This is a genomic window from Herbaspirillum sp. alder98 (assembly GCF_020179755.1).
In the GTDB taxonomy this organism is placed as follows: Bacteria; Pseudomonadota; Gammaproteobacteria; order Burkholderiales; family Burkholderiaceae_D; genus Herbaspirillum.
Map to the genome: position 1 here is coordinate 212,319 of NZ_JAIUCY010000002.1, position 26,415 is coordinate 238,733.

A 26,415-nucleotide genomic window follows, 5' to 3' on the forward strand; every position below is an offset into this window, starting at 1 on the left:
ATGATTCATGCCACCGGGCTCATCTTCAATGGATCTTACGCCGTTTCACGGAATCGTCCCATGGAAGTGGCCGGCAGAAGTTACTAAGCTATTACTAACTTTCAGGCAGGAACGAGAAAAGCGGCACCAGGTCCGAACCAGATCAGGCGAGCCAACCACATAAGGAGAACAGGATGTCGATTCCAGTCGATCTGCCCGGTGGGCAGAAAGTGCACGAATGGCCAGCGCCCAACCTGCAGGCGGGCGTCGAGGAATTGCCCGGGGGCGGTTTTCGGGGTGTAGTGCTGATTGGCGCGGCCGATGGCGGCCAGGCGCATACGCATGTCTTCGAGACCCTGCACGAATTGCGCGAATCGGCTTATCGCGAGGCGGTCGAGTATGTCGAGGCGCAGCACGCCATCGAAGGAGGCGTGCGCGACGACCTTAGCGAGCATCTGTAATCGGATCAGGCAAAAAAAACGGCCGCCCGGGGGAGGCGGCCAGAGGGGGAGGGGATATAGACGCCAAAGATCGGGGGAATCTCTGATGAATTTCTGCTTATGAAACGACTCGTGGGGATAAACCGATTGGGGGAGGACATGTTCATGGCCGGTCGGAGGGGGACGTTCCGGCTAGAAGTTTCTGTCCATCGGTTTCGAGTACGTGAACGGATCATATCGTCGCATCGCAAAAAAGAAGATCGGACAGTGTCGTATTGCTGTGTCAGAAAAACCCTTACAAGGCAAAACGCTTGCACCAGCCTCAACTCCGCCCAAGGTTGACCTCGGCCAGCTCGGCATTGACCACTTCGGGTAATTCGTCGGCCATGGCTGCTGCATTGCGGCGACGGGGCGCGGCCGGCAACGAGATCTCTCCCAGCGCGCCACCGATGCCGGCATTCTGCGTCTTGGCCGCAATATCGCCCAGGCTAAGCATGCCGACCAGCTGGCGCTGGCGGTCAAGCACCGGCACCCGTCGGATCTGGCGCTGGACCATGTCGTCCAGCACATCGTCCACCGGTTCATCTTCATAACACCAGACGACCTCGTGACTCATGATGTCGCGCAAGGTGCTGTCAGGACCAAGCTCGCGCGCCACGGCGCGCAGCACGATATCGCGGTCGGTCACCAGGCCCACCAGGCGTTCGCCGTCGAGCACCGGCACCACGCCGATATCGAGCTCATCCATGGTGCGGGCGGCCAGGATGATGGTGTCATCCGGGCGCAGCGTATGAACGCTGCGGGTCATTACATCGGCGATGGTGCGGGTGGGATGCATGCGGTTCTCCAGAAAGAAAGGTCTGGGTACAGACTAGGCAATTGCCGCAAATGACGCAATGCATCAATTACTTTAATGACAGTCGGTCGATTCGCGCCAGCGGCCATGCGCTTGTCCTACAGTCACTGGCGGGCTCGACTGACTGCCATCCGATGGTGCCCGGTCCATGATGAGGCCATGAAACCTGAACTGACCGACCTCATCGGATGGGGCGCCACCATCGTGCTGCTGTTGACGATCTCGTCGCAGGTCTACCAGCAATGGCGCAGCCGCTCCACGCAGGGGGTCTCGCACTGGCTGTTCGCAGGCCAGTTGCTGGCTTCCGCCGGATTCGTGACCTACAGCCTGTTGCAAGGTGATGTGGTGTTCGTGGTGTCGAACGTCTTCCTTCTCTTTACCGCCTTGCTAGGCCAGATCCTCTACCTGCGCAATCGGCGCGCTCAACGCTGAAGGCGTTTCCCCGATTCTTACAGCCGTCGTTGGCGCCGTCTGATGCAAGGATGACAGCGCAACCGTTACATTGGGCTCAATCCACAGCATTTAATTTAATAACCATAGGAGAATCGCCATGCATACTATCCAGACCTCATCTTCCACCCGACTGCGTCGCGTCGCTGGCGCCGCTGCAATCTGTCTGGCCGGCCTGGCGCTGGCCGCCGGCGCCGCCCATGCCGAAAGCGTCAAGGGCAAGGACAAGAGTTTCCTGGTCAATGCGGCCGAAGCCGGCAACGCCGAAGTCGCCGCCAGCAAGATCGCCATCGAGAAGACCCAGAATCCTGACGTGAAGAAATTCGCCCAGAAGATGATTGACGAGCACACCAAGGTCGGCGCCGACCTCAAGCAACTGGCATCGACCAAGGATGTCAGCCTGCCCAGCGAGCCGAGCCTGGCCCAGCGCGGCAAGATCGCCATCCTCGACAAGCTCAGCGGCACCACCTTCGACAAGCGTTATGCCAGCATGATCGGCGTGACTGCCCACAAGGACGCCGTGAAGCTGTTCCAGAAGGCCAGCACGTCGGCGCAAGACCCGGACGTGCGCAATTTTGCCGTCAAGACCTTGCCTGACCTGCAAGAGCACCTGCAGATGGGGACCGACCTCAAGACCAAGGTCGACGCCGCCAAGTAAGGGGCGCATGCCGGTGTAGGGATTTAACGTGGTTTTGAAGCGGGCAGGGTCGCCATTGAACGGGACTCTGCCCAACTTGCATCGACGTTTCGCATTGCTCCAGGGAGTGCAGCATGAAACAAGCCTTCGACAAGTTCGTCCCCCGCGTGGCCAAACTGGACAAGCATAAATATGCCGCCTACGTCGATATCCATGTCGGCCATCTATGGGATCTGGCGCAGGCCGGTTGTGGCGTGCGCATCTGCAGCAAGCGCAAACAGGCCGAAAAGGTGGCCCAGCAACTGGTGGTGCTGGCCCGGAAATATGACCAGAGCGGGCGCAAGCCAAGTCATCATTAGCCGTAACGTCACTGCTCCGTCGTCCTGACGAAAGTCAGGACCCAGCGACTTGTAGTTGCGCTTCCGCCCGCGACTTGTAGTTGCGCTTCAGCCCGCCCCCTGATCAGCCTGTCCGCGCGCCACCGCAAATGCTTCGTTCTCATGCTGCGGCGGGGCCGCAGGCGCGGTGCCCTTGGCGCTCAGCCGGCCTTTCTGGGCAATGGTCGGGTCGCCATCGTTTTCATTGGTGGCGGCAGAAGAATCCCGCTGCTCGCGCCGCTGCTGTTCATCGAGCAGCTTGAGCAATTCGTTATTGAATGCCGGGATGTCGTCGGGTTTGCGGGAGGACACGAAATTCTCGTCACGGACCACTTCTTGGTCGACCCACTGGCCGCCGGCATTGCGAAAATCATCCTGCAGGCTGGGCCAGCTGGTGATCGTGCGTCCCTTGGCAATGCCCGCCGAAATCAGCAGCCAGCCGCCGTGGCAGATCGAGGCGATGGGTTTTTCTGCATCGTTGGCGGCACGAATGAAAGTGCGCGCCTGGGGCAGCATGCGCAGCGCGTCTCCATTGACGACGCCGCCGGGCAGCAAGACGGCCGAATAGTCTTCGGCGCGGGCTTCATCGATCGACTTGTCGACCGCTACTACCTCGCCCTTGTCGACGTGCTTGTAACCCTGCACGCTGTTCTTGCGGTCGGAGATGATGTGCACGGTGGCGCCTGCGGCCTCCAGCGCCTTCCTGGGTTCGAGCAGTTCAGCCTGTTCGAAGCCATCGGTGACCAATACCGCTACCTTGAGATTATCAAAACGATTTGCCATGGAACGCTCCTGTCGTGTTGTAAGTCGCCTGCAGACGTAAAAAAGGCGGCCGGGCATGCGGGCCGCCTTGGTTTCAGCAGCGAGGCGTCAGCGCTTGCCGACCTTTTCGGACTGCTTGACCTGATGGGTATTCTGGTGATCTTCAGCCGCATGCGGCATGTCAGGCGCCTTCTTGATGCGGGTGATGTTGGAGGTGGCCACCGGGTCACTATTGGGAAAGCTCATCTCGCTTGCCTCATCCAGCGCCACTTCCGACGGGGTGTCATAGGTGACGGGACGCTTGTCGTGTTTTTTGTCAGACATGGGATTCTCCTTTAGAGGGCCAGTCACTGCAGATTACGGCACCCCGGGTGCTGCGGCTATAAGAGAGCTCCGCAAGCCAGTGTAAGAAATCCGGAAGAATTCACGGCCAGGGCGCCGGGGTAACGTCTTCATACTGCGCACCCCCGGCGGCCGGTGGCGCAGCCAGGTCACGCGGTTTTTCACCCGGGTGCAACATGGCGCCGGTCATCAGTTCCAGCTCGCGCCGCGCTGCCACGAAGGCAGACTCGGTCAGGGGCTGCTCCGCCACCGGCCAATGTTCGATGGCCCACTGGCGATAGGCCGCGAAGCGGGCTTGCAGTTCTTGCGCATAGAGCAGGCGACGTTGCTGGTCGTTCAGGTCGGGGTGCGTCATGTCAGGCTCCTTTCATGGCAATCAGGCTTTCCTTTACCTTGGCCAGGCCAAAGCGCAGGATCTGTTCCATCTTGATGTGCGGCATGCTGGGCAGCTCATCGGCGTCGATGAAAACATTGAGCACCGCCGGGCCGGGCGCGGCCAGCAACTGGGTCAGGCCGGCCTCCAGCTGGTCCGGCGAACGGGCAGTAAAGCCGGCAGCGCCACAGGCGACGGCGAAGGCGGCGAAGTCGGGGTTGGGAAACTCGGCGCCCTCGAAGGCGGGCAGGCCCGCTTCTTCCATCTCCAGATGCACCAGGCCCCATTGGCGATTGTTGAACACCACCACCTTGACCGGCAAGCGGTGCTCGACGCTCGTCATGAATTCACCCAGCAACATGGTGAAACCGCCATCGCCTACCGCTACGATCACCTGTCGCTCGCGGTCCAGGCTCTGGATGCCGTTGGCCTGGCCCAGCGAGGTGCCGACGGCGGCGTTGTTGAACGAAGCCAGCAGGCGCTGGTGACCACGCTGGCGGATCCAGTTGCCGCACCAGAGCGTCACCACGCCGGTATCAACCACGAACACGGCGTCGTGGCGGGCATGCTCGCCCAGTTCGCGCGCCAGGCGCTGCGGCTTGATCTTCTTGTGATGGCGCTTGGCCTCGGCATTGTCGTCGAGGGTAGCGTTCCATTTCTCGCGCTCGGCATTGGCCTGCTGCAGAAAGGCGCTGTCGGTCTTGCCGGTCACACGCTCCAGCAATTGCCGCACCGTCGGCGCCACCGAGCCGGTGATGCCGACTTCGACGGCGGCGCGGCGGCCCAGCACAAAGCCGCGCTGGTCGACCTGGATGATGCGGCTCTTAGTGGGCAGGAACTCGGAATAGGGGTAGTCGGTGCCCAGCATCAAGACCACTTCGGCCCGGTGCAGGGCGTCGGTGCCGGGGGCGCCACCGATCAGGCCGACCCCGCCGATCCATTGCGGATGGTCGTAGGCGACCATGTCCTTGGCCTTGAAGGTGTGCATCACCGGCGCCTGCAGTTTTTCAGCTAGCGCCAGCACATCGTTGATGGCGTCGCGGCAGCCGTTGCCGGCGAAGATGGCCACTGATTTGGCGCTGTCGATCAGTTCGACGGCTGCATCCAGCGATTGTGCCGCCGGCGCCAGCTCAAGCGGCGGCTGCAAGGTGTTGAGGCTGGGGACGGCCTGGCTGACCTTGGCGCCGATGATATCGGCCGGAATGTTCAGATGGGCCACGCCGCTTTGCGCCAGCGCCTGGGCGATGGCCTGGTGGATCACGGCGGGCGCCTGCTCGGCGCTGGTGACGGTCTGGGTATAGACGGCGACATCGCGAAACAGGATGTCGGGATTGTTTTCCTGCAGGTAATCGGTGCCGCGTCGGGCCGCCGGCACGCCGCCTGAAATCGCCAGCACCGGCGCGTGGTCCTTGCGGGCTTCGTAAAGGCCTGCCACCAGATGGTTGGCGCCCGGGCCGGTGGTGCCGCAGCACACTGCCAGCCGACCGGTCAGTTTGGCCTGGCCGGCGGCGGCGAGCGCCGCGCCTTCTTCGTGGCGCACGCCGATCCATTCAATGCGTTTGTCGCGCCGCAGTGCCTCGGTCAGCGGGTTCAAGGCGTCGCCGACCACCCCGAAGATCTGGCGTACGCCGATTTCGTAAAGTGCATCGACCAGGATGGTTGCAACGGTAACCGACATGAGGGCTCCTCTAACAGATTGGCAACGAAGAGCGTCAAGGTTATGCCACCCCGTGACGCGTCAGTATCGGACCCAGCAGTAAATGCCTGTAGGAGAACTTATAAGCCGCAGGCGCGCTTGACCTTGATCGAGAACAATAAGTGGTTCTACCGTGGAACCCGGGACAGCCTGGCGCTACCTATCGCGATGACGTGAGCGCCCTCTATTAGAGGCGATGTCCTACATGAGCTTCATCCTCCTGCCGACTGAGCAGTCGACGCCCGAACTTCATAATTCACTTTAACTTTTTTTGGGTGTCGCCAACGATGCGGACCCCGCGCCACAAGACCAAGAACGAATGCCCCAGATCATGAATTTTCCCAGCTATCGCCACTCTCTCAATCGCATGTTTGCCAGCCATCTGCTGGGCGCAGCCACGCCCGGCCTGATGCCGGGCGCACCGGCGGCCACGCGCCCGCCTCAGGGCGAACGCACCATTGCCACGTTCAATGCGGCGCAACCTGCGGCGCATCGGGCCGCTACCTTCAGCTATCCGATCCACATCGAGCGCGCCGGCATCGACAGCCTGCCGCAGGCCTGCGGTGTGTACGTGCTGCGTGGCGCCAACGACATGCCGCTGTATGTGGGGCGCAGTCTCAACCTGCGCGGTCGTGTGCTGGCGCAGCTGAACAGTCACGATGAACAGATGCTGGTGCGCCAGACGCGTCGCGTCGAGCACCATCGCTGCGCCGGCGAGCTGGGCGCCGAATTGCTCGAAGCCCAAATGCTGCGCGAACTGCGCCCGCTGCATAACAAGAAGACGCGTGACAAGCGTTGCCTGTTCACGTTGCGCCTGGATGCAGAAGGCCGTCCCGGTGTGACCCGGGTATCGGAACATGAAGTGGCGGCCAAGCATCCCCTGTTCGGCGTGTTCGCCTCCGAGCGTGCGGCGCAGGAAGCGCTGCACCAGTTGGTGGCGCAACACGGCCTGTGTTCCTTCGTGACCGGCCTGGAAACCTCCACCGGCGAAGGCATGGCTTGCTTCGGACGCCAGATCCGCCGCTGCCGCGGCGCCTGCACCGGCGAAGAGTCGCACCACGAGCACCAGTTGCGGCTGACCCAGGCGCTGGAAGAGTTGCGCATCGTGGCCTGGCCCTTTGCCGGGCGCATGGGGATCGTCGAGCACAACGATGGCGTGCGGCAGGTGCATGTGATCGATCAATGGCGTTATCTGGGCACGCTCGACAGCGAGCGTCGTCAATTGACAATGACCGGCTCGCCAAAGAACCGTCCTGGCTTCGACCTGGACAGTTACAAGATCATCATCCATCCGCATTTGCTGGGTCAGCTCGAGTGGACCCCGGTCCCTGCGTAAAAAATTGCAGCCAGATTGAACATTTTGCGCTGCAGCGTATTCATACCTGCGTTTGACCGCCCATGGATCAGCTGGCCTGATTGATAACAGTTGACCTGGCCGGTCGCCGCGCCCGGATGCGACCTTTGATGTCGCAACGCCATTCCATCCCACCAAGAGGAAACCCATGCGAGGCCGAATGCATTCGCTTGCAGCAGTCATGCTGTGTTCTTTCCCCTGGGCAATTGCCCACGCGCAATCCGCTCCCTCCAATTCTTCCGGCATCGCCAACATCCCGTGTTCGCCCGGTCAGCCGGTCGACAAGGAAAAGCTGGCCGCCTACCTGCTCAAGACCTATCCCGTCAGTACCGCCTATCTGTCGGTCGGCGACCAGCCGGCACCGCTGTCGTCCTACCGGGCGCTGGCCGCCTGGTTGCTCGCCAAGCGCGCCGCCGAAAAAAGCGCGGGCGCGGGCGCCTGCAGCGGCGACAGCTGCAACGTCGATCATCTGGGCGAAGACCTGCAAGGCCTGCTCGATGGCCGGGACCCGCAATTCAAGCCGCGCGGCAAGTCCGACGCCCGCGCTTTCCTGGCGGACGGCAATGCGGCCGCACTGGTCTGCACCCAGTCCACGGCGCGACCGGCCTTGCCGCATTCGGCGGCCGCCGCCAGCATGGTGGCCGCCAGCGGCGGCGCCGGCACAGCCGGTCAGGCGACGGTGGCGGCCACGCCTGCGCCAGCAGCAGCGCCGGCCAAGGAGCCCAGCTGGTTCGACAACGTGCGGGTGCGCGGCAACCCCGACCAGCTCTCGATCGACCGCAGCAATGCGGCCGGTTATGCCTCGGTGGAGCGGGCGCGGCTGTCGCTGGCCAGCGATGACGTGGCGCAGTCGCGCACTAACGACATCGTGGTCTATACCGGTTATTCGTTCGGCAAGCGCGCCTTCGGCGAAGCCGGCAGTACCTATGAAGCGGTGCCTTACGTGGGCCTGAAGCAGAACCGGGTCACCGTCTATACCGATGGCAACCCCAATGTCACCACCACCCGTACCAGCCAGTTCGGGATGCTGTCGGGCTTCCATTTCACCCATGCCGATTCGGGTAACACCGAAGACCTGACGGCGCGACCCGATTACCTGATCAATAACACCGATGGCAGCCGCCTGTTGACGGTCAACTTCACCTATACGCCGATGCGCCAGGGTTGGTTGAACGACTTCGTGCGCTGGAGCAACGGCCTGGCCTTCAAGCCGATCCTGATCGGGCAAAGCCGCAACGGTACCTATCTCGATCGCGGCGATCCGGCGGTCTACGAACAGCACCAGGATTTCATCCGCTTGGGCGCGCAGGCAGGTTTTACGCTGGCCTCGACCAATCCGGCCTTGCCGTTCGACTTCACTACCACGTTCACGGGCTTGAAAGCATTGCAGGGCGACCGCAGCATCCATTACTGGAAGGCTGTTCTGACCTACAACCTCAACCAGAACATCGGCGTGAGCCTGGATTATTCGAAGGGCCTGCTGCCCGATTCGGGGGACCCCGAACGCAAGTGGAACGTGGGTCTGTCGTCCAAGTTCTAACTAGATCGGTGCTGCCGGCAACGGCAGGATCCGGTCATCGGCGACCAGGTAAAGCCGCTGCCCCGGCTGCGGCGTTACCTGGTATCCGCCGGTAAACGCGCCGAAGGCCGGCAACATGGCCCAGCGTTGATCGATCACGAAGCAGGGCAGGCGCAAGGCGTCACCCGCTGCGGCCAGCCGGTATACCGGATGGACGTGGCCGGCCAGTACGAAGGCATCCGGCAGTTCCTGCGGATGGTGGCAGAACGCCAGCGGTCCCAGCCGCCACGGTTCATCCACGATGCGCATGCCGAGCGCGTCCGGGGGATCGCCTGCGTGCAGGTCGTGGTTGCCGCGCACCAGCGTCAGTTCTAGCGCGGCGTGGCGCGTCCGCCATTGCGACAGCTCGGCCAGCGTGGCCGGCGCACGGGCCGCGCGGGCATGCAGGAAATCCCCCAGAAACAGGATGTGTCGCACGTCATGGCGCGCCACAAGTTCGTCGAGCGCATCGAGATTGGCGCGCGTGGTGCCGTGCGGCACCGGAATGCCGCCTGCGCGAAAGGCGGCGGCCTTGCCGAAGTGGACGTCGGCCACGATCAGCATGGCGTGTTGCTGCCACAGCAGGGCGCGTTCGGGCAGCATGGTCAGGCGCGCGCCGTCTACCTCGAACTGGTTGCTGGTGTTCATGGCGTGCTCCGGTCGGCGGCGCGTTCCAGTTCGCCCAGCATGCGGGCGACGCGATCCGACAATTTCTCGGTCGACAGTTTTTCGCGAAAGCGCTCCACCATCAACGCGAAAGACAGCGGCGTGGGGCGCGTCAGCGGCATCAATTGCAGATGACGTTGGCGCAGCTCGGCCAGCGTCTGGCGCAGGCGCTGCAGTTCGAGCTCCTGTTCGAGCACTTCGGTCTGGGCCTGGGTCAGCAGCAGATTGCCGCTGTCATGCTTGCGAAAGACTTCGAAGAAGAGGGCGGCGGAGGCCTGCAGCTGGCGCGCACTCTTCGGCTGGCCCGGGTAGCCCTGGCTCACCAGCCCGGCAATCCGGGCGATCTCGCGAAAGCGGCGCTGCGACAACTCGGTGGCGTTCAGGCTGGCCAGCACATCGGCCAGCAAGTGCTCGTCGGAAAACAGGGTGGCTGCGGCCGCAGGCGTCAGCAGCGCGGCATCGGGCAGATGGGCGCCCAATAACTCGAAGCCATAATCGTTGACCGAGATCGACCAGGTGGCGCTTTGCGCACGGCTGATGCGCCAGGCCAGCAATGCCGCCAGGCCCACATGCACCAGCCGCCCGGCCAGCGGATAGAAGAACAGGTGATGTCCTTCGCGGCTCTTGAGCTGTTCCACCACCAGCCGTTGCGCCGTGGGCAGCGCCGACCAGCGCTGCTGTATCGCCAGCAGCGGTTCGACCGCCTGCATCTCGGGCCCGTCGAAATGGCCTTCGTCGGCACGTTGCAGCCGATCCAGCACGGCATGGGCCAGGGTGTCGGACAGCGCCAGCCGGCCCCCTTGCCAGCGCGGCACTGCGCCGCTGCTGCTGGTGGAGCGCCTGACCCAGGCGGTCATCTCGTGCACCCGCACGAATTCCAGCATGCGCCCGCCGAACAGGAAGCGGTCGCCCGGACGCAGGCGCGCAATGAAACCTTCTTCGATGGTGCCGATGCGCCCGCCGCGCAGGTATTGCACATGGATGCTGGCATCGGCCACGATGGTGCCGACATTCATGCGATGACGGCGCGCGATGGCCGTCACCGGCACGCGGTAGATGCCGTCTGCGTCCGCCTGCACCCGCTGGTATTCGGGATAGGCCGTCAGGCTCTGGCCGCCTCGCACCACGAAGTCCAGCGCCCACTGCCACTGGTCTTCGCGCAGGTGCCGATACGACCAGGTGTCGCGCACTTCGGCCAGCAGCGATTCCGATCTGAAACCGCCTCCCAGCGCAATCGTCACCAGGTGCTGCACCAGCACGTCGAGCGGACAGTCCGGCACCGGTCGCTGTTCGATACGGCCGGCGGCCACCGCCGATTGCAGGGCTGCCGACTCCAGCAGTTCGAGGCTGTTGGTCGGCACCAGCGTGGCGCGCGCGGTGCGCCCTGGCTGGTGCCCGGAACGCCCGGCGCGCTGCAACAGCCGCGCCACGCCGCGCGCGCTACCGATCTGCAATACCCGTTCGACCGGTGTGAAATCGACGCCCAGGTCCAGGCTGGAGGTGCACACGACCGCCTTGAGGCGGCCGTCGCGCAGGCCTTGTTCGACCCATTCACGGACTTCGCGATCGAGCGAGCCGTGATGCAGGGCAATCAGCCCGGCCCAGTCGGGGCGCGCCGCCAGCAGGTTCTGGTACCACAGCTCGGACTGCGAGCGGGTATTGGTGAAGACCAGGGTACTGCTGCTGCGATCGATCTCGTCGACCACCGCCGGCAGCATCTGCAGGCCCAGGTGGCCGGCCCAGGCGAAGCGTCCGGCTTGCGGCGGCAGCAGGGTATCGATCTCGATGCGCTTGCGCTGGCCGGCCTGCACCAGCACCCCGGCATCGCTGGCCGCGCCCGGCCCCAGCAGGGCGTGCATGGCCTGTTCCAGATTGCCCAGCGTGGCCGACAAGCCCCACACCACCAGCCCGGGCCGCCAGCGACGCAGCCGCGCCAGCGCCAGCTGCACCTGCACGCCGCGCTTGTTGCCCATCAATTCGTGCCACTCGTCGACGACGACGGCGTCGAGCCTGGCGAAGCGTTCTTGCGCATCGGCCTGCGACAGCAGCAGCGACAGACTTTCGGGGGTGGTCACCAGCGCTTGCGGCAGGATTTTCATTTGCCGCGCGCGTTCGGCCGAGGGCGTGTCGCCGGTGCGCATGCCGGCCTGCCAGTGCGGGAGCAGTTCAGGCAGCGGCGCCTGCAGGGCGCGCAAGGTGTCGGCGGCGAGTGCGCGCATCGGCGTGATCCACAAGATGCGCAGGCCGGCCACGGGGCGTTTCGGCGGCGGGCCGCCCAGTTTGGGGACGGCACGCAGCAGGGCGCCGAACCATACCGCATAGGTCTTGCCGGCGCCGGTGCTGGCATGCAGCAGCCCGCTCTTGCCGGCCGCCGCGGCGCGCCAGACGTCTTGCTGGAAGCCGAATGACTTCCAGCCGCGTCCGGCAAACCACTGTTTGATGGCGGCCTGCCCGGTGGGGGCGGCTTTTTCAGCGCGATCCATCATCGCCTCCGGCAGTGGGCGCAGGCAGCATGGCGCGCAGCATGGCCAGCGTGTCGGCCTGCTCGACCGGCTTGTCGGGGCGCATGCGCAAGATGCGCGGAAAGCGCACCGCGATCCCGGCCTTGTGGCGCGTCGATGCCGCAATGCCTTCAAAGCCGATCTCGAACACCATGCTGGGACGCACGCTGCGCACCGGGCCGAATTTTTCGATGGTGCTTTGGCGGATGACGCGGTCGACCTGCGCAATCTCGGCATCGGTCAACCCCGAATAAGCCTTGGCAAATGGCACCAGGCGGCGCGCCGCGCCGCTCTCGTCGGGCGTGTCGTCCCAGACGGCGAAGGTGTAGTCGGTATAGAGCTGGGCGCGCCGACCGTGGCCCGACTGCGCGTAGATCAGCACGGCATCGATGCTATAGGGGTCGATCTTCCATTTCCACCAGACCCCCACATTGCGGGTGCGACCGATACCGTAGCGGGCGTCGACTGCCTTGAGCATCATGCCCTCGACGCCGCGTTGGCGCGACTGCTCACGCAAGGCGGCCAACTGGTCCCAGTCGGTGGCTGCAATCTGCGGCGCCAGGCGCAAGGTGTCGTTGCCATGTTGCGCCAGGACTTGTTCGAGCAGCACGCGCCGCTCGGCCTGTGGCCGTTCGCGCAAGTCGTGGCCATCTCGCTCCAGCAGGTCGTAAGCGATCAACGCTGCCGGCAACTCGGCCAATAGCCGGGCCGACAGGTTGCTGCGGCCGATACGCTTTTGCAGCAGCGCAAACGGCGCCGGGCGCAGGGCGGTGTCGAGGCCGTTGCCGGCTGCGCGGATGACGATCTCGCCATCCAGCACGACACCATCGGGCAGCGCCAGCGCCGCCAGTTCGGGAAAGCGCTCGGTGATCAATTCTTCACCGCGCGACCAGAGCCAGTTGACGCCATCGCGGCGCACCAGCTGGGCCCGGATGCCATCGTATTTCCACTCGACCTGCCAGTGCGCCAACGGGCCCAGCGAGCGCGGATCGTCCAGCAGGGCATGCGCCAGGAAGAACGGGTAGGGCTGGCCACCCGGCTGCCGCTGGCCTTCGCCGGCATCGGGCGCCAGCAGCGCCTTGAGGCGCCCGGCATCGGGACGGGCCCGATGGTCGGTCCAGCCGACCAGGCGCTGCGCCAGCAGCTTGGCGTCGAGCCCGGCCACGGCGGCCAGGGCGCGGGTGACCAGCAGCTTCGACACACCCACCCGCAGACTGCCGCCGATCAACTTGGCGTGCAGGAAGCGCCCCTGCCAGTCGAGCTGGTCCCAGGCCGCGAAGAGCGCCAGGCGGATATCTTCCGGCGCCGCCCCGCGCAACGGCGCGATGCGCTCGGTGACCCATTGCGCCAGGCCCAGTTCGGGCGGTGGATCGTCAGTGGTGGCAACAGGGGCGGGCGGCAGGATATGGGCGATGGTCTCGGCCAGGTCGCCGACGGTGTCGTAGCACTCTTCGAACAACCATTCATCGATCTGCGCGTATTGCATCGCGCAGTGCCGCAGCCATTTGCCGGGCACCGCCTGGCGCGGTTTGCCGCCGGCCAGGAAATAGACGGCCCAGGCTGCATCGCCGGGATCGGCATGGGCGAAGTAATGCTGCAGCGCTGTCAGCTTGCGGGTAGTGGAGGTGGTGGCGTCAAGCTCGGCGTAGAGCCGCGAGAATTCACGCATGGGCGGCGTCCGAGGCGGCTTCGGCGGCAGATTCGGCTGCCTCTCCGTATTCGGTATTGAAGGCGCCGGCGTCGAGGCCGTTCTGGCGCAGCCAGCGCACCATCGGTGCGACCTGGCCATGCGTGACGATGATGCGCGGCGCGCCGGTGGCGGCAATGGCCTCTTGCAGCGCCGGCCAGTCGGCGTGATCCGAGAGCACGAAGCCGCGGTCGACGCCGCGCCGCCGGCGGGTGCCGCGCAGGCGCATCCAGCCGCTGGCAAAGGCATCGCTGTAGTCGCCGAAGCGGCGGATCCAGGTCGAGCCTGCGGTGGAGGGCGGGGCCAGCACCAGCGCGCCGGCAAAGGCTGCCGCACCGCGCCGGCCCGCTTGCGCGCCGCGTTCGGTGGCCTCGGCTACGGTCAGGGTCGGTGGCAGCGCCACGCCGGCTTCCCGGTAGAGCCGGTTGAGGGGCTCCACGGCGCCATGGCAGACGATCGGGCCGATGTCGGCATCGATGCCGTGCAGGATTCGCTGGGCCTTGCCGAAGGAATAACAGAACAGCACGCTGGCGCGCCCGGCGGCAGCGTTGGCGCGCCACCAGCCATTGATGTCCTCGAACACTTCGGCTTGCGGTTGCCAGCGATAGATCGGCATGCCAAAGGTCGATTCGGTGATGAAGGCATCGCAGCGCACCGGCTCGAACGGGGTGCAGGTGCCGTCGGGTTCGAGCTTGTAGTCGCCCGAGGCGACCCAGACGCGCCCCTGGTGCTGCATCCGCAACTGGGCCGAGCCCAGCACATGGCCGGCCGGATGCAGCGACAGCCGCACGCCGTTGTGGGTGACGCTGTCGCCGTAGTCCAGCGTGTCGAGCGCAATCTCCTGGCCCAGCCGGGCGCGCAGTATGCCCGCGCCCGGGGCCGCCGCCAGGTAGCGGGTGTGGCCGGTGCGGGCATGGTCGGCGTGGGCATGGGTGATGACGGCGTGCCCCACGGGGCGCCACGGATCGATATAGAAATCGCCGGGGACGCAATACAGGCCTTCCTTGCGTACTACTACCATGTCGTCCATGCTGCCACTGGCTCCTTGCTGGGTTATCCGGGCAGATTAGCGCGACAGTGAGCGCCTGGCAGTCGGTGCAGGCCGTGTTCCTCTGTCAGGCAAACGCCCTTCAAAACGAACCGACGAGCCGAAATTTAGCGTTGCGCATCGCAAAAAAAGGAGGGATTAGGTATCCTAGCAACACTTTTGGCGTTTGCCAGCCGACAACCCCCTGACCTCCAAGGCGATTCCAGCATGTCGACCTATATCGAAGACAAGACATTCCGTGAACTGCAGGACTCCGAGGTCCTGCCCGCGCCGTCCGGCGTGCGCCTTAACATCATGCAGATGTGCCAGCAGGAAGACATTTCCCTGCCCGAACTGGTCTCGCAGGTGCAGGGCGATCCGGTACTGGCCGGACGCCTGATCCAGATTGCCAATATTCCCAACATCAACAAGGGCCGCATGGTGGCCGCCGTCAACGTCGAATTGCTGCTGATGGTCGGGTTGCATGCGGTGCGCCAGATGGCGCTGGCGATCTCGCTGACCGAGTCGGCCCGTCGCGGCGACTGCAAGGAATTCGACTACGACGCCTTCTGGGCGCGCTCTACCGCCATGGCCTGCGCCGGCCAGGCCCTGGCCGAAATGCTGCAGCAGGCGCCGCCGGCCGAGATGTTCACCAACGGCTTGCTGGCCGGCATCGGGCGCCTGGGCCTGGCGTCGGCGCGCCCCAAGCGCTATGGCGAGCTGCTGCTCGACCATCCGACCGGCGAAGTCCTGCTGGAGCGCGAGCAGGCCGCATTCGGCTTCGACCACCTGGCGCTGGCCGCGGCCATGATGGAAGACTGGCATTTCCCCCGGCTGTTCTGCAATGCGGTCCTGTATCACGAGCGGCCGTCAGCCTCCGGGGTCGAAGAAGGCGATCGCCAGCAGCAACTGGTGCGCATGCTCGAACTGGCCGGCGCGCTGGCCGATGTCTGCGTGGCCACCGCTGCGGCCAGACCGGCGCTGTTGTCGCGACTGCTGACACTGGCCGCCGCCTTCGACCTGCCGCTGTCGAGCGTTGAATACCTGTGCGGACGGGTCTCATGGGACTGGAGCGATTGGGGCGCGTTGCTGCATATTCCCACTCAGGTCTTGCCCGACATCGGCCAGGAGCTGGCAGAGGCTGCCGGCGCGTCTAACTGAGGTTTCCGGCCTGCTTGCAGCGAGCCTCGGCTCGCTTTTTTAATGCAAGTGTCGAATCTAGTCAGACAATTGTTGGTTTATCGTCAAACGCCCCCTGTTTTGTCTTTTGTCCGTCAGTCACGGATGCTAGTATCCGCCCGGTTCTATGGGGGATTCAATGAAAAAGACATCTTGCATCGCATGGCTGCTGTGTGCCGCCATCGCTCCGGCTTATGCCGCCCATCCGCTGGTGACTGACGACACCGGCGTGCAAGGCGAGGGCCGTCATCAACTCGAAATGAATACCGACTGGAGCCGACAATCCGGCCAGCCCAGTCATGTCGGCGCGGTGACCTATACCTACGGCGTCACCGACAAGCTCGACCTGTTTGCCAACGTGCCGCAGTTCTTCGCATCGCCCACCGGCAGCGGCATGGGCGATGCCTCGCTGGGCGCCAAGTGGCGCTTTCATGACGACCAGGGCTTTTCACTGGCGCTCAAGCCTGAGTTCTTCAGCACCAGCGGCGACCCCGAGCGTGGTCATGGCAATGGTCGCGCCAGCGCTGCGCTGAGTCTGCTGGGCTCCTACGAAACCGGCCCCTGGACCTGGCACGCCAACCTCGGTATCAACATCAACCGTTACGCTCGCGAAGAAGATATCGCGTCACGCCGCAGCAGGATTTGGCGCACATCTGCCGCGACCTGGTATGCCGTGAATGAACAGTGGAAGCTGGTAGGCGATATCGGCGTTGCGCAAAACAGCGAGCATGCCAACCGCACCTGGCCTTCGTATGCGCTGCTGGGTGTGATCTGGTCGCCCAATGAATCGGTCGATCTCGATGTCGGCTACAAGGCCGGACTGAACAAGGCTGAAGTCACCCGGCAGATTGGCGTGGGTATTACGCTGCATTTCTAGTCGCGCCCGGCAATCGAACACCGCGGGTCGGAACCACGCCACACGACATCCGGACCTTGCGCTTACCCGGAATCAGTTAGATTTTCCGCCCGGCATTGAAAATGCCGGGCGCAAGGGTAATGTGCACAAATAATCATTTTGTCTTATATAAATTGCAATCGGTTTTGGAAGATCGATTGCAATTCTTTTTGTTTAAATTACAAATATTTATATATACTCAGTTCATCGTTAGAGATCAAAGCGTCGGGGGGCGCTAGCTGAAAATAATTAATTGCAAGTCAGCATCTACTACGCATTCCATGTTCACCAGAGTATTTTTTCTTGGCCAATGGCCAGCTTCGCTCTGGGCATTCCTTAATTTGTCGTGCACCATTTTTCTGTAACTGAGTTACAGGGACAGGTATTTCGTTGCCAATAAGACGGCCACGTGAATTCACGGGGCGGCATCGTGACGCTTACGCAGCATGGTTCGAATCTGAGTGGGGGAGAAGGGCCGTCTGGAAGGCGGCAAGCTAAAGTTAGTAATGCAGGGCGAGTAAGCAGCACCCGCAAGCAGGAGTAGGTGAAGTGCGTCAACCTGCGACGATGAGACTGGACCATCCGGGTCGGGGGGCTCGGATGGTGCGTCCCTGATGCGGCGAGGCGCTTTCCTGTCGCGCTGCAGCATGGGAAGTCATGGCAACGTGGATCGAATCTGTTATCTTTTACCTTGGCAAGGGCCATTACCAATGGATATCAAGGAGATAGCACATGGATCTGGTGGAAAAATTCGATGCCAAGGGCAAGACCGGCGAACCCTATCACGTCGAGGTGTACCAGACGCAGAAGGACGAGGTCGATGATGTTGCCGCTGCAGACCGCCGTAGTTATCGGCTCACCGATGGACGCACCGTCGATCCCCTGACCAACGAAAAATTCAGGATCGTGCAGACCGGCGAAAAGATTTACCGGGTGTAGTGCAGGTAACGCCTCATGCAATGCTCAAGGCCGGCAATCACTGGATGTGACGCCGGCCTTTTTAATTGCCGTGCAGCCGCTGCGCCTGGCCTGAACTTTACTTAGAAAGCGTCGCCCGGTATCCGCACCCAGCCTTCCATCAGCACCCGCGCACTGCGGCTCATGATGGCCTTGGTCACTTCCCATTGCTGGCCCTGTTGCCGTGCCTCGGCGCCTACCCGCAAGGTGCCCGACGGATGGCCGAAGCGTACGCTGTTGCGTTCACCGCCCCCGGCAGCCAGGTTCACCAGGGTGCCGGGGATGGCCGCCGCGGTGCCGATGGCGACCGCTGCCGTACCCATCATCGCGTGATGCAACTTGCCCATCGACAGCGCCCGCACCAGGACATCGGCATCAGCGGTGGTGACCGGCTTGCCGCTGGACGAAATGTAGTCGCGCGCAGGCGCCACGAAGGCGACCTTGGGCGTGTGCTGGCGCTTGGCGGCTTCTTCCACCGAACTGATCAAACCCATGCGGATGGCGCCATGGGCGCGAATGGTTTCGAACCGCTTCAATGCGGCCGCATCGCCGTTGATGGCCTCTTGCAGCTCGGCGCCGGTGTAGCCGAGCTCATCGGCATTGAGGAAGATGGTCGGGATGCCGGCATTGATCATGGTCGCCTTGAAGCTGCCCACGCCGGGCACCTCCAGGATGTCGACCAGGTTCCCGGTGGGGAACATGGCGCCGCCACCGCCTTCTTCCTCGGCTGCGGGGTCCATGAATTCAAGCACCACTTCGGCCGCCGCAAACGTCACCCCATCGAGTTCGAAATCGCCGGTCTCCTGCACTTGTCCCGCGCGGATCGGTACGTGGGCGACGATGGTCTTGCCGATGTTGGCCTGCCAGATGCGAATCACCGCCACGCCATCATGCGCAATCCGGGCCGGATCGATCAGGCCGGCGCTGATGGCGAACGGGCCGACGGCGGCCGACAGGTTGCCGCAATTGCCGCTCCAGTCGACGAAGTCGCTATCGATGGCGACCTGGCCGAACAGATAGTCGACGTCATGATCGGCGCGGGTGCTGCGCGAGACGATCACCGTCTTGCTGGTGCTCGAGGTGGCGCCGCCCATGCCATCGATCTGCTTGCCGTACGGGTCGGGACTGCCGATGACCCGTTGCAGCAGCCGGTCGCGCGCGCGACCGGGCACGCGCGCGGCCTCGGGCAGGTCGTCAAGCTTGAAGAAGACACCCTTGCTGGTGCCGCCGCGCAGGTAGGTGGCGGGGATGCGAATTTGCGGAACTTGGGACATGACTCACTCCGTTGGATGACTGGCCGGCCCTGCCAGGGCCGGCCCACAGCATGATGATCAGGCAGCGTGGCCCTGCGGCTTGGAGGCTTCCAGGAAATCCTGGGCAAAGCGCTGCAACACGCCGCCAGCTTCATAGATCGAGACTTCCTCGGCGGTGTCCAGCCGGCAGGTCACGTTGATCTCGACCCGTTCACCGTTCTTGCGCACCATCACCACGGTCAGGTCGGCACGCGGCCGGCGCTGACCGATCACGTCATAGGACTCGGTGCCGTCGATGCCATAGGTGTTGCGGTTTTCGCCGGGCTTGAATTCGAGCGGCAACACGCCCATGCCGATCAGGTTGGTGCGGTGGATGCGCTCGAAGCCTTCGGCCACGATCGCCTCGACCCCGGCCAGGCGCACGCCCTTGGCGGCCCAGTCGCGCGACGAGCCCTGGCCGTAGTCGGCGCCGGCAATGATGATCAGCGGCTGCTTGCGTTGCATGTAGGTCTCGATGGCTTCCCACATGCGGGTGACATTGCCCTCCGGTTCGATCCGCGCCAGCGAGCCTTGCCGGATGCTGCCGTCGGCTTTCCTGACCATTTCGTTGAACAGTTTCGGATTGGCGAAGGTGGCGCGCTGCGCGGTCAGGTGGTCGCCCCGGTGGGTCGCATAGGAATTGAAGTCTTCCTCGGGCAAGCCCATCTTGTGCAGGTATTCACCGGCGGCGCTGTCGAGCAGGATGGCGTTCGATGGCGACAGGTGATCGGTGGTGATGTTGTCGCCCAGCACCGCCAGCGGGCGCATGCCGGCCAGCGTGCGCTCGCCCGCCAGCGCGCCTTCCCAGTAAGGCGGACGGCGGATGTAGGTGCTCTGGGGGCGCCAGTCGTACAGCGGGCTCACGCTGTCGTCGCGCACCACGCGGGCAGCAAACATGGGCGTATAGACATTGCGGAACTGCTGCGGCTTGACGGCCGCCTTGACCACGGCATCGATCTCTTCGTCGGCCGGCCAGATGTCCTTGAGCCGGATCTCGCGGCCATCGGGCGCCAGTCCCAGGACGTCCTGCTCGATATCGAAGCGGATGGTGCCGGCAATCGCATAGGCCACCACCAGCGGCGGCGACGCCAGGAACGCCTGCTTGGCATAGGGATGGATGCGGCCATCGAAATTGCGGTTGCCCGACAACACCGCCGTGCTATAGAGATCGCGCTCAATGATTTCCTGCTGGATCGCCGGATCAAGGGCGCCCGACATGCCATTGCAGGTGGTGCAGGCGAAGGCCACGATGCCGAAACCCAGTTTTTCCAGGTCTTCGGTGAGGCCGGCTTCGTCGAGGTACAGCTCGACCGCCTTGGAGCCCGGCGCCAGCGAACTCTTGACCCACGGCTTGCGGGTGAGGCCCAGGCGATTGGCATTGCGCGCCAGCAGTGCGGCGGCAATCACGTTGCGCGGGTTGCTGGTATTGGTGCAACTGGTGATGGCGGCAATGATGACGGCGCCATCCGGCATCTTGCCGGGTTCGTTCTCGACCACGCCGGCAATGCCGGACGCGGCCAGTTCGGACACCGGCAGCCGCTTGTGCGGGTTGCTGGGGCCGGCCAGGGTGCGCACCACGGTCGACAGGTCGAACTGCAGCACGCGCTCGTATTGCACCCCGGCCAAGCTGTCGGACCACAGGCCGGCCACCTTGGCATAGGTCTCCACCAGTTGCACCTGCTCATCTTCGCGGCCGGTCAGCTTGAGGTAATCGATGGTCTGCCGGTCGATCGAGAACATGGCGGCGGTGGCGCCGTATTCGGGGGCCATGTTGGAAATCGTGGCGCGGTCGCCCAGCGTCAGGCTGGTGGCGCCCGCCCCATAGAACTCCAGGTAGGCACCCACGACCTTCTGGCGGCGCAGGTACTCGGTCAGCGTCAGCACGATGTCGGTGGCGGTGATGCCGGGTTGGGCGCGTCCGCTCAGCTCGACCCCGATGATGTCGGGCAGGCGCATCCACGAGGCGCGGCCCAGCATGACGTTCTCGGCTTCGAGGCCGCCCACGCCGATGGCGATCACGCCCAGCGCATCCACATGCGGGGTGTGGCTGTCGGTGCCGACCAGCGTATCGGGAAACGCCACGCCATCCTTGGCATGGATCACCGGCGACATCTTCTCGAGGTTGATCTGGTGCATGATGCCGTTGCCGGGCGGGATCACTTCCATGTTCTCGAACGCCTGCTTGGTCCAGTCGATGAAGTGAAAGCGGTCTTCGTTGCGGCGGTCCTCGATGGCGCGATTGCGGGCAAAGGCGTCGGGCACGTCGCCGCCGCATTCCACCGCCAGCGAATGGTCGACGATCAATTGCACCGGCACCACCGGATTGACCTTGGCCGGGTCGCCGCCCATGTCGGCGATCGCGTCCCGCAGGCCAGCCAGGTCCACCAGCGCGGTCTGGCCCAGGATGTCGTGGCACACCACGCGCGCCGGGAACCACGGGAAATCCAGTTCGCGCCGGCGCTCGATCAGCTGACGCAGCGAATCGCCCAGGGTCGCGGGGTCGCAGCGACGCACCAGATTCTCGGCCAGCACCCGCGAGGTGTAGGGCAGGCCGTCCCAGGATCCCGGCGTAATGGCCTCGACAGCGGCGCGGGCATCGAAATAGTCCAGCTTGGTGCCGGGCAGTTGCTTGCGATATTGAGTATTCATGGCGGTTGGCTCGTGGGAAGGGTGGAATCAGGCTTCGTCGCGACGCGTTGCAGCGTGCGCGATCTGGGCTTCGATATTACGGCGTGAGGCGCCGATATGGCGGCGCATCAGCAGGTCGGCCAGTTCGCCGTCGCCATCGGCCAGCGCATCGAGAATGCGGTGGTGTTCGGCAAAGGCCTGGCGCGGGCGATTGGGCACGGCGGAATACTGGATGCGATACATGCGGGCCAACTGATAGAGTTCGCCGCACAGGATGCGGGTCAGGATCTGGTTGCCGCTGGCCTGGATGATCTTGTAGTGGAAGTCGTAGTCGCCTTCCTGCTGATAGTAGCCACGCCCGGCCTGGAAGGCTTCGTCCTTCTCGTGGGTGTCGAGCACCCGGCGCAGTTCGTCCAGTTCGGCGCGCGTCATGCGCTGGGCCGCCAGGCGGCAGGCCATGCCCTCCAGCGATTCGCGAATCTGGAACAGTTCGACCAGGCCTTCCAGCGTCAGCGACACCACCCGCGCACCCACGTGCGGCACCCGCACCAGCAGGTTCTGTCCTTCCAGGCGGTGGATGGCTTCGCGCAAGGGGCCGCGGCTGATGCCGTAGGTGCGCGCCAGTTCCGGTTCCGAAATCTTGCTGCCGGGGGCAATCTCGCCTTGCACGATCGCGCTCTGGATTTTGCGAAAGACATGTTCAGACAATGTCTCGCCGTCTCGCTCCGCGCCCGGTAATGCGATCAATTCACTCATGTGTCGACAATCCTGGCTGTATTGTGAGGTTAATCATAGCACTGGCGCCAGAAAATCACAAAAGTGTCGACAACTAAATTTTTTGAGGGCTGATCGGTTAAAAAATAGCATGGGGGAAACCTGGTGCTAAGTGAGAAAATCCGGGTCGCCTTGAGAAATTTAGAAACAACACTTGAGATTTTTTAGGTTTATTTCTCAAAAAGCGAGAAGTAAAAACCTAAAATGAGAAAATAACCTTATATTTCACCCATGGACTCTCCTCAAACCTCAACCATCGTCGATCGCGTCCTGCATGTGCTGGCAGGCGTGGCGCGCGCCGGCAAGCCGGTCAGCGCGAAACAGATCGCCGCCATGGTGCAGCAGCCGGTCAGCACCGTTTATCGCCACCTGGCGTCCCTCAAGAAGTGGGGACTGCTGCAGGAGCACATGAATTCAGGCACGTTCGAACCCGGGCCCACCGGCGTTCAACTGGCCTGGGGCTTTGATCAGAACTCGAACCTGATCAGCCAGAGCCGTGAAGAAATCAGCAACCTGGTCGAGCGCAGTGGTGAAAGCGTGGGCCTGCTGGTCTACACCAATGGCGAGATGGTCTGTATTGCCATGGAAGAAAGCACCCAGCCGCTGCGCTGTTCGTTCACCAAGGGTCGTGCCCACTCGCTGCACAAGGGCGCCTCGGCCAAGAGCCTGCTGGCCTTCATGCCGCGCAAGTTGCAGCAGAAGCTGCTGGCCGAGCAACTGGCCGATCGCCCGCAAGAGATCGCCGCGCTCGAAGTGCAACTGGACGAGATTCGCCGCCGTGGCTATTCGATCAGCGAAAGCGAAGTCGATCTGGGCGTGTGGGGCGTGTCGGTGCCGTTGCTGACGCCCAATGCGCGCCTCGAAGGCACGCTCACCCTGATGGCCCCGGCACTGCGCGTGGGGACGCGCGAGCCGGAGCTGGTCCGCATGGCGGTCGAGACCGCACAGCGCATTTGTAATCGTTTTTAAGTCGGCGGCGGGCCAGGTTGCAGCCGACCTGGCCCGTGCAATGCCTTATTGTCGTCGTCGCCCGAAAATCATCCGGCGCCGCTCCAGTTCGCTTCATCTTTCTTCGAGGATCCCATGATGAAAATGTCCCAGTTGCTGCGCGCTTGCACTGCCGTGTTCGCCCTGATCACCACCGTCGCCATCACGCCGGCGGCGCACGCCGCCGATGTCATCCGCGTCGGCACCGATGCCACCTTCCCGCCGATGGAGTTCGTCAAGGACGGCAAGCGCACCGGTTTCGATATCGAACTCATCGAAGCCCTGGCCAAGACCATGGGCAAGAAGGTGCAATGGGTCGACATCGACTTCAAGGGCCTGATTCCCGGCCTGATCTCGAACCGTTTCGACATCGCCGCATCGGCCATCTACATGACCGACGAGCGTCGCAAGGTCGTCAATTTCAGCGATCCTTACTATCGTGGCGGTCTGGCCGTGCTGGTGCGTCGCGATGACAACAGCATCAAGCTGCCGGCTGACCTGAACAACGGCAAGAAGGTGTCGGTGCAGGTCGGCACCAAGTCGGTCAGCTTCCTCAAGGAAAGCTATCCCGGCGCCGAGCGGGTCGAGGTCGAGAAGAACCAGGCCATGTTTGACCTGCTGGCCACCGGCCGCGTCAATGCGGCCGTCACCGGTCGTCCCGCTGCCGTCGAATATGCCCGTACCCAGCCACTGGTGCGCGTGCTCGACAAGGGCCTGACCACCGAACTGTACGGCTACGCCATGCGCAAGGGCGACACCGAACTGGCCGAACAGCTCAACAAGGCGCTGGCGACCCTGCGCGTCAACGGCACCTATACCGCGCTGACCGACAAGTGGTTCGGCAAGAGCGAGTAAATCGTTTCACCTGCCGCCGGCCTGCCTGGGCCGGCGGTCGTTTTTCCTCCTTCACTGCATGATCGATCGGCCTCGCCCCGGTGCCGCATCCGTCCTCGGAGCCCCCTATGGATTTTGACTTTTCGCCCGTCTGGGCAAGCTGGCATTCGCTCGCCACGGGTACCGCCGTCACGGTGGAAATCACCGCCGCCGCGCTGGTGCTGGGATGCCTGTTGGGCCTGCTGGTGGGCCTGGGCCGGCTGGCGCCGCAGCGCCGCTTCATCTATGGCATCTGCACCGTCTACCTGACGCTGGTGCGCGGCACGCCGCTGCTGGTGCAATTGTTCATCTGGTTCTTCGGCCTGCCGCATTTCGGCATCCTGTTGCCGGCCTATGTGTGCGGCATCCTGGGGCTGGGCATCTATAGCGCCGCCTATGTGTCGGAGATCGTGCGCGGCTCGATCCAGTCGATCGAGCGCGGTCAGATGGAAGCGGCGCGTTCGCTGGGCCTGCCCTACAAGCTGGCGATGCGCCGTGTGATCCTGCCGCAGGCCTTCGTGCGGATGATCCCGCCGCTGGGCAATGAATTCATCGCGCTGATCAAGAACTCGGCGCTGGTGTCGCTGCTGACCATCGCCGACCTGATGCACGAAGGCGAGAAGATCATCAGCACCTCGTATCGCTCGCTCGAGGTCTATCTGGTCATTGCTGCGATCTACCTGATACTGACCAGCGTGACCACGCTGATCCTGCGTCGTATCGAAAAAGTCCTGCGTTCGGAAGGGAGGGTGTGATGAGCGAAGCCATTATCGACGTCCGTGGCTTGAAGAAGTCGTTTGGACAACACCTGGTGCTGACCGGCATCGATTTTGCGGTCCAGCCCAGCCAGGTGGTGGTAGTGATCGGCCCCAGCGGTTCGGGCAAGAGTACCTTCCTGCGTTGCCTCAACGGGCTGGAGACGGCCGAAGGCGGCACTATCGTCGCCTGCGGTCATCCGGTGGTGCAGAACGGGCAGATGATGCCCGAGACCAAGCTCGATGCCCTGCGCACCGAGGTCGGCATGGTGTTCCAGTCGTTCAACCTGTTCCCGCACCTGACGGTGCTGGACAACATCACGCTGGCGCCGACCGCACTGCGTGGCCTGACGCGCCGCGACGCCGAAGAGCAGGGCATGCAGTTGCTGGCCAAGGTCGGTCTCGAACACAAGGCCAAGGTGTATCCCGGCACCTTGTCGGGCGGCCAGAAGCAGCGCGTGGCGATCGCCCGCGCACTGGCCATGCAGCCCAAGGTGATGCTGTTCGATGAGCCCACCTCGGCGCTCGACCCGGAACTGGTGGGTGAAGTGTTGCAGGTGATGAAGAATCTGGCGGGCGAGGGCATGACCATGCTCATCGTCACCCATGAAATGGGTTTTGCCCGCGAAGTGGCCGATGTGGTGGTGGTGATGGACCACGGCAATATCGTCGAGGCCGGGCCGCCGTCGCAGATCTTCGGCGATCCGCGCGAAGCCCGCACCCGCAGCTTCCTGCAGACCATGCTGGCACGCGAGGTGGCGCATGGCGGTTAGCACGCTGGTGGCGGCCAGCGGCAGCCTGGGAGCAATCACCGCGATGCCGTGGAAGAATGGCGGCGGCGCCACGCGCGAATTGCATGTCGAGCCGCCTGGCGCCGATTATGCCGACTTCGTCTGGCGCGCCAGCGTGGCCGATGTGGTGCGCGACGGCGCTTTCTCGAGTTTCGATGGCATCGATCGCACCATCGTGCTGCTGGGTGGCGACGGTTTCGTGATGCACGCCCAGGGCCAGCCATCGCATGACTTGCGCACGCCTTTTGCCCCGCACCGCTTTACCGGTGAAGCGCACATCAGCGTGGTGCTCGACGGCAGCCCTTGCCAGGACTTCAACCTGATGGTGCGGCGTGACCAGGCCGAGGCCGAACTGCAGGTGCTGGGCGAACAGGATTCGCCGCGCCTGCCGCCCGACACCGTCTTGCTGTACGTGGCGCAGGGCGCGGCCAGCCTGTCTGACGCCGACGGCCTGCAACACCCGCTGGGCAGCGGTGAGTTTGCCCGGCTGCGCGAAGGCGGGGCCATGCCCGATCTGCATTGCGCCACCGGCGCGGTGGTGCTGGCGGTGCGCGTGCGCCGCCGCTGAACCCGGCCGCC

At 63.8% G+C, this 26,415-nt stretch carries 25 protein-coding genes and 1 pseudogene; 14 read left to right on the top strand and 12 right to left on the bottom strand.

The features are described 5' to 3' along the window. Positions 1-173: 173 nt before the first annotated feature. Positions 174-440 carry a hypothetical protein gene (locus tag LBW87_RS05815; RefSeq protein ID WP_225200503.1) on the top strand — a complete coding sequence of 89 codons (267 nt, stop codon included), beginning with the start codon at positions 174-176 and terminating at the stop codon, positions 438-440. A gap of 301 nt (positions 441-741) precedes the next feature. Here the strand turns inward: LBW87_RS05815 and LBW87_RS05820 are convergent, their stop codons facing one another. After that, complete coding sequence (locus LBW87_RS05820) at positions 742-1,257, bottom strand: CBS domain-containing protein (protein WP_225200504.1); 516 nt, start codon at positions 1,255-1,257, stop codon at positions 742-744. Positions 1,258-1,434: 177 nt separating this feature from the next. Between LBW87_RS05820 and LBW87_RS05825 the strand changes: the two genes are divergently transcribed. The 3 genes from LBW87_RS05825 to LBW87_RS05835 all read left to right on the top strand — a co-directional run bounded on the left by LBW87_RS05825 (position 1,435) and on the right by LBW87_RS05835 (position 2,721). Beyond that, positions 1,435-1,707 carry an SWEET family sugar transporter gene (locus LBW87_RS05825; protein WP_225200505.1) on the top strand — a complete coding sequence of 91 codons (273 nt, stop codon included), beginning with the start codon at positions 1,435-1,437 and terminating at the stop codon, positions 1,705-1,707. A 118-nt stretch (positions 1,708-1,825) separates the two neighbouring features. After that, positions 1,826-2,383, top strand: a complete 558-nt coding sequence (locus tag LBW87_RS05830; protein ID WP_225200506.1) for a DUF4142 domain-containing protein — start codon at positions 1,826-1,828, stop codon at positions 2,381-2,383. Between the two features lie 113 nt (positions 2,384-2,496). Next, positions 2,497-2,721 (top strand): hypothetical protein, encoded by a 225-nt coding sequence (locus LBW87_RS05835; RefSeq protein WP_225200507.1) that lies wholly within the window; start codon positions 2,497-2,499, stop codon positions 2,719-2,721. A gap of 258 nt (positions 2,722-2,979) precedes the next feature. Here LBW87_RS05835 and LBW87_RS05840 read toward each other — a convergent pair. The 4 genes and pseudogenes from LBW87_RS05840 to LBW87_RS05855 form a co-directional block, all read right to left on the bottom strand. Further along, positions 2,980-3,522, bottom strand: a pseudogene (locus tag LBW87_RS05840) (type 1 glutamine amidotransferase domain-containing protein); the annotation flags it as partial. A gap of 87 nt (positions 3,523-3,609) precedes the next feature. Continuing rightward, positions 3,610-3,825, bottom strand: coding sequence for a hypothetical protein (locus LBW87_RS05845; RefSeq protein ID WP_225200508.1), 216 nt, complete (start codon positions 3,823-3,825; stop codon positions 3,610-3,612). A 100-nt stretch (positions 3,826-3,925) separates the two neighbouring features. Next, positions 3,926-4,198: a hypothetical protein gene (locus LBW87_RS05850; protein WP_225200509.1), complete on the bottom strand. Its 273-nt coding sequence runs from the start codon at positions 4,196-4,198 to the stop codon at positions 3,926-3,928. Position 4,199: 1 nt separating this feature from the next. After that, the gene (locus LBW87_RS05855) at positions 4,200-5,894 is read right to left on the bottom strand and encodes a thiamine pyrophosphate-binding protein (protein WP_225200510.1); all 1,695 of its coding nucleotides are present in this window, start codon (positions 5,892-5,894) and stop codon (positions 4,200-4,202) included. Between the two features lie 337 nt (positions 5,895-6,231). Here LBW87_RS05855 and LBW87_RS05860 point away from each other — a divergent pair, with 337 nt between their 5' ends. Together LBW87_RS05860 and LBW87_RS05865 are read left to right on the top strand one after the other, a co-directional pair. Beyond that, complete coding sequence (locus tag LBW87_RS05860) at positions 6,232-7,248, top strand: nucleotide excision repair endonuclease (protein WP_225200511.1); 1,017 nt, start codon at positions 6,232-6,234, stop codon at positions 7,246-7,248. Between the two features lie 199 nt (positions 7,249-7,447). Continuing rightward, the gene (locus LBW87_RS05865; protein ID WP_225200512.1) at positions 7,448-8,806 is read left to right on the top strand and encodes a hypothetical protein; all 1,359 of its coding nucleotides are present in this window, start codon (positions 7,448-7,450) and stop codon (positions 8,804-8,806) included. Here LBW87_RS05865 and pdeM read toward each other — a convergent pair whose 3' ends face one another. From pdeM to LBW87_RS05885, 4 genes are read right to left on the bottom strand one after another with little or no spacing between them, the layout of a single operon-like run. Then, entirely contained in the window at positions 8,807-9,472 is a 666-nt protein-coding gene (gene pdeM / locus LBW87_RS05870) for a ligase-associated DNA damage response endonuclease PdeM (RefSeq protein WP_225200513.1), read from the bottom strand. Continuing rightward, positions 9,469-11,973 (bottom strand): ligase-associated DNA damage response DEXH box helicase, encoded by a 2,505-nt coding sequence (locus tag LBW87_RS05875; RefSeq protein WP_225200514.1) that lies wholly within the window; start codon positions 11,971-11,973, stop codon positions 9,469-9,471. The genes pdeM and LBW87_RS05875 overlap by 4 nt, the downstream gene beginning before the upstream one ends. Next, positions 11,960-13,660 (bottom strand): ATP-dependent DNA ligase, encoded by a 1,701-nt coding sequence (locus LBW87_RS05880; RefSeq protein ID WP_225200515.1) that lies wholly within the window; start codon positions 13,658-13,660, stop codon positions 11,960-11,962. Before LBW87_RS05880 ends, LBW87_RS05875 begins: the two co-directional genes overlap by 14 nt. Continuing rightward, on the bottom strand, positions 13,653-14,708 hold the full coding sequence (locus LBW87_RS05885) for a ligase-associated DNA damage response exonuclease (protein ID WP_225200516.1): 1,056 nt from the start codon (positions 14,706-14,708) through the stop codon (positions 13,653-13,655). The genes LBW87_RS05880 and LBW87_RS05885 overlap by 8 nt, the downstream gene beginning before the upstream one ends. 225 nt (positions 14,709-14,933) lie before the next feature. Here LBW87_RS05885 and LBW87_RS05890 point away from each other — a divergent pair, with 225 nt between their 5' ends. The 3 genes from LBW87_RS05890 (at position 14,934) to LBW87_RS05900 (ending at position 17,718) form a co-directional block, all read left to right on the top strand. Further along, positions 14,934-15,866, top strand: a complete 933-nt coding sequence (locus LBW87_RS05890) for an HDOD domain-containing protein (protein ID WP_225200517.1) — start codon at positions 14,934-14,936, stop codon at positions 15,864-15,866. A 157-nt stretch (positions 15,867-16,023) separates the two neighbouring features. Continuing rightward, entirely contained in the window at positions 16,024-16,761 is a 738-nt protein-coding gene (locus LBW87_RS05895; RefSeq protein WP_225200518.1) for a transporter, read from the top strand. A gap of 750 nt (positions 16,762-17,511) precedes the next feature. Further along, on the top strand, positions 17,512-17,718 hold the full coding sequence (locus tag LBW87_RS05900) for a hypothetical protein (protein ID WP_225200519.1): 207 nt from the start codon (positions 17,512-17,514) through the stop codon (positions 17,716-17,718). A 101-nt stretch (positions 17,719-17,819) separates the two neighbouring features. Here LBW87_RS05900 and prpF read toward each other — a convergent pair whose 3' ends face one another. The 3 genes from prpF to LBW87_RS05915 are packed head-to-tail and all read right to left on the bottom strand — an operon-like array spanning position 17,820 to position 22,412. Then, positions 17,820-19,010 (bottom strand): 2-methylaconitate cis-trans isomerase PrpF, encoded by a 1,191-nt coding sequence (prpF, locus tag LBW87_RS05905; protein WP_225200520.1) that lies wholly within the window; start codon positions 19,008-19,010, stop codon positions 17,820-17,822. A gap of 57 nt (positions 19,011-19,067) precedes the next feature. Next, positions 19,068-21,677 carry a Fe/S-dependent 2-methylisocitrate dehydratase AcnD gene (acnD, locus tag LBW87_RS05910; RefSeq protein WP_225200521.1) on the bottom strand — a complete coding sequence of 870 codons (2,610 nt, stop codon included), beginning with the start codon at positions 21,675-21,677 and terminating at the stop codon, positions 19,068-19,070. 27 nt (positions 21,678-21,704) lie between these two features. Further along, the gene (locus LBW87_RS05915; RefSeq protein WP_225200522.1) at positions 21,705-22,412 is read right to left on the bottom strand and encodes a GntR family transcriptional regulator; all 708 of its coding nucleotides are present in this window, start codon (positions 22,410-22,412) and stop codon (positions 21,705-21,707) included. 249 nt (positions 22,413-22,661) lie between these two features. Between LBW87_RS05915 and LBW87_RS05920 the strand changes: the two genes are divergently transcribed. From LBW87_RS05920 to LBW87_RS05940, 5 genes are all read left to right on the top strand, one after another. Beyond that, positions 22,662-23,399, top strand: coding sequence for an IclR family transcriptional regulator (locus LBW87_RS05920; RefSeq protein ID WP_225200523.1), 738 nt, complete (start codon positions 22,662-22,664; stop codon positions 23,397-23,399). A gap of 117 nt (positions 23,400-23,516) precedes the next feature. Beyond that, positions 23,517-24,272: a glutamine ABC transporter substrate-binding protein gene (locus tag LBW87_RS05925; protein ID WP_225200875.1), complete on the top strand. Its 756-nt coding sequence runs from the start codon at positions 23,517-23,519 to the stop codon at positions 24,270-24,272. A 107-nt stretch (positions 24,273-24,379) separates the two neighbouring features. Further along, complete coding sequence (locus tag LBW87_RS05930; RefSeq protein ID WP_225200524.1) at positions 24,380-25,045, top strand: amino acid ABC transporter permease; 666 nt, start codon at positions 24,380-24,382, stop codon at positions 25,043-25,045. After that, on the top strand, positions 25,045-25,818 hold the full coding sequence (locus LBW87_RS05935; protein ID WP_265112876.1) for an amino acid ABC transporter ATP-binding protein: 774 nt from the start codon (positions 25,045-25,047) through the stop codon (positions 25,816-25,818). Before LBW87_RS05930 ends, LBW87_RS05935 begins: the two co-directional genes overlap by 1 nt. Beyond that, positions 25,808-26,404, top strand: a complete 597-nt coding sequence (locus LBW87_RS05940) for a HutD family protein (RefSeq protein ID WP_225200525.1) — start codon at positions 25,808-25,810, stop codon at positions 26,402-26,404. The genes LBW87_RS05935 and LBW87_RS05940 overlap by 11 nt, the downstream gene beginning before the upstream one ends. Positions 26,405-26,415 lie beyond the last annotated feature (11 nt).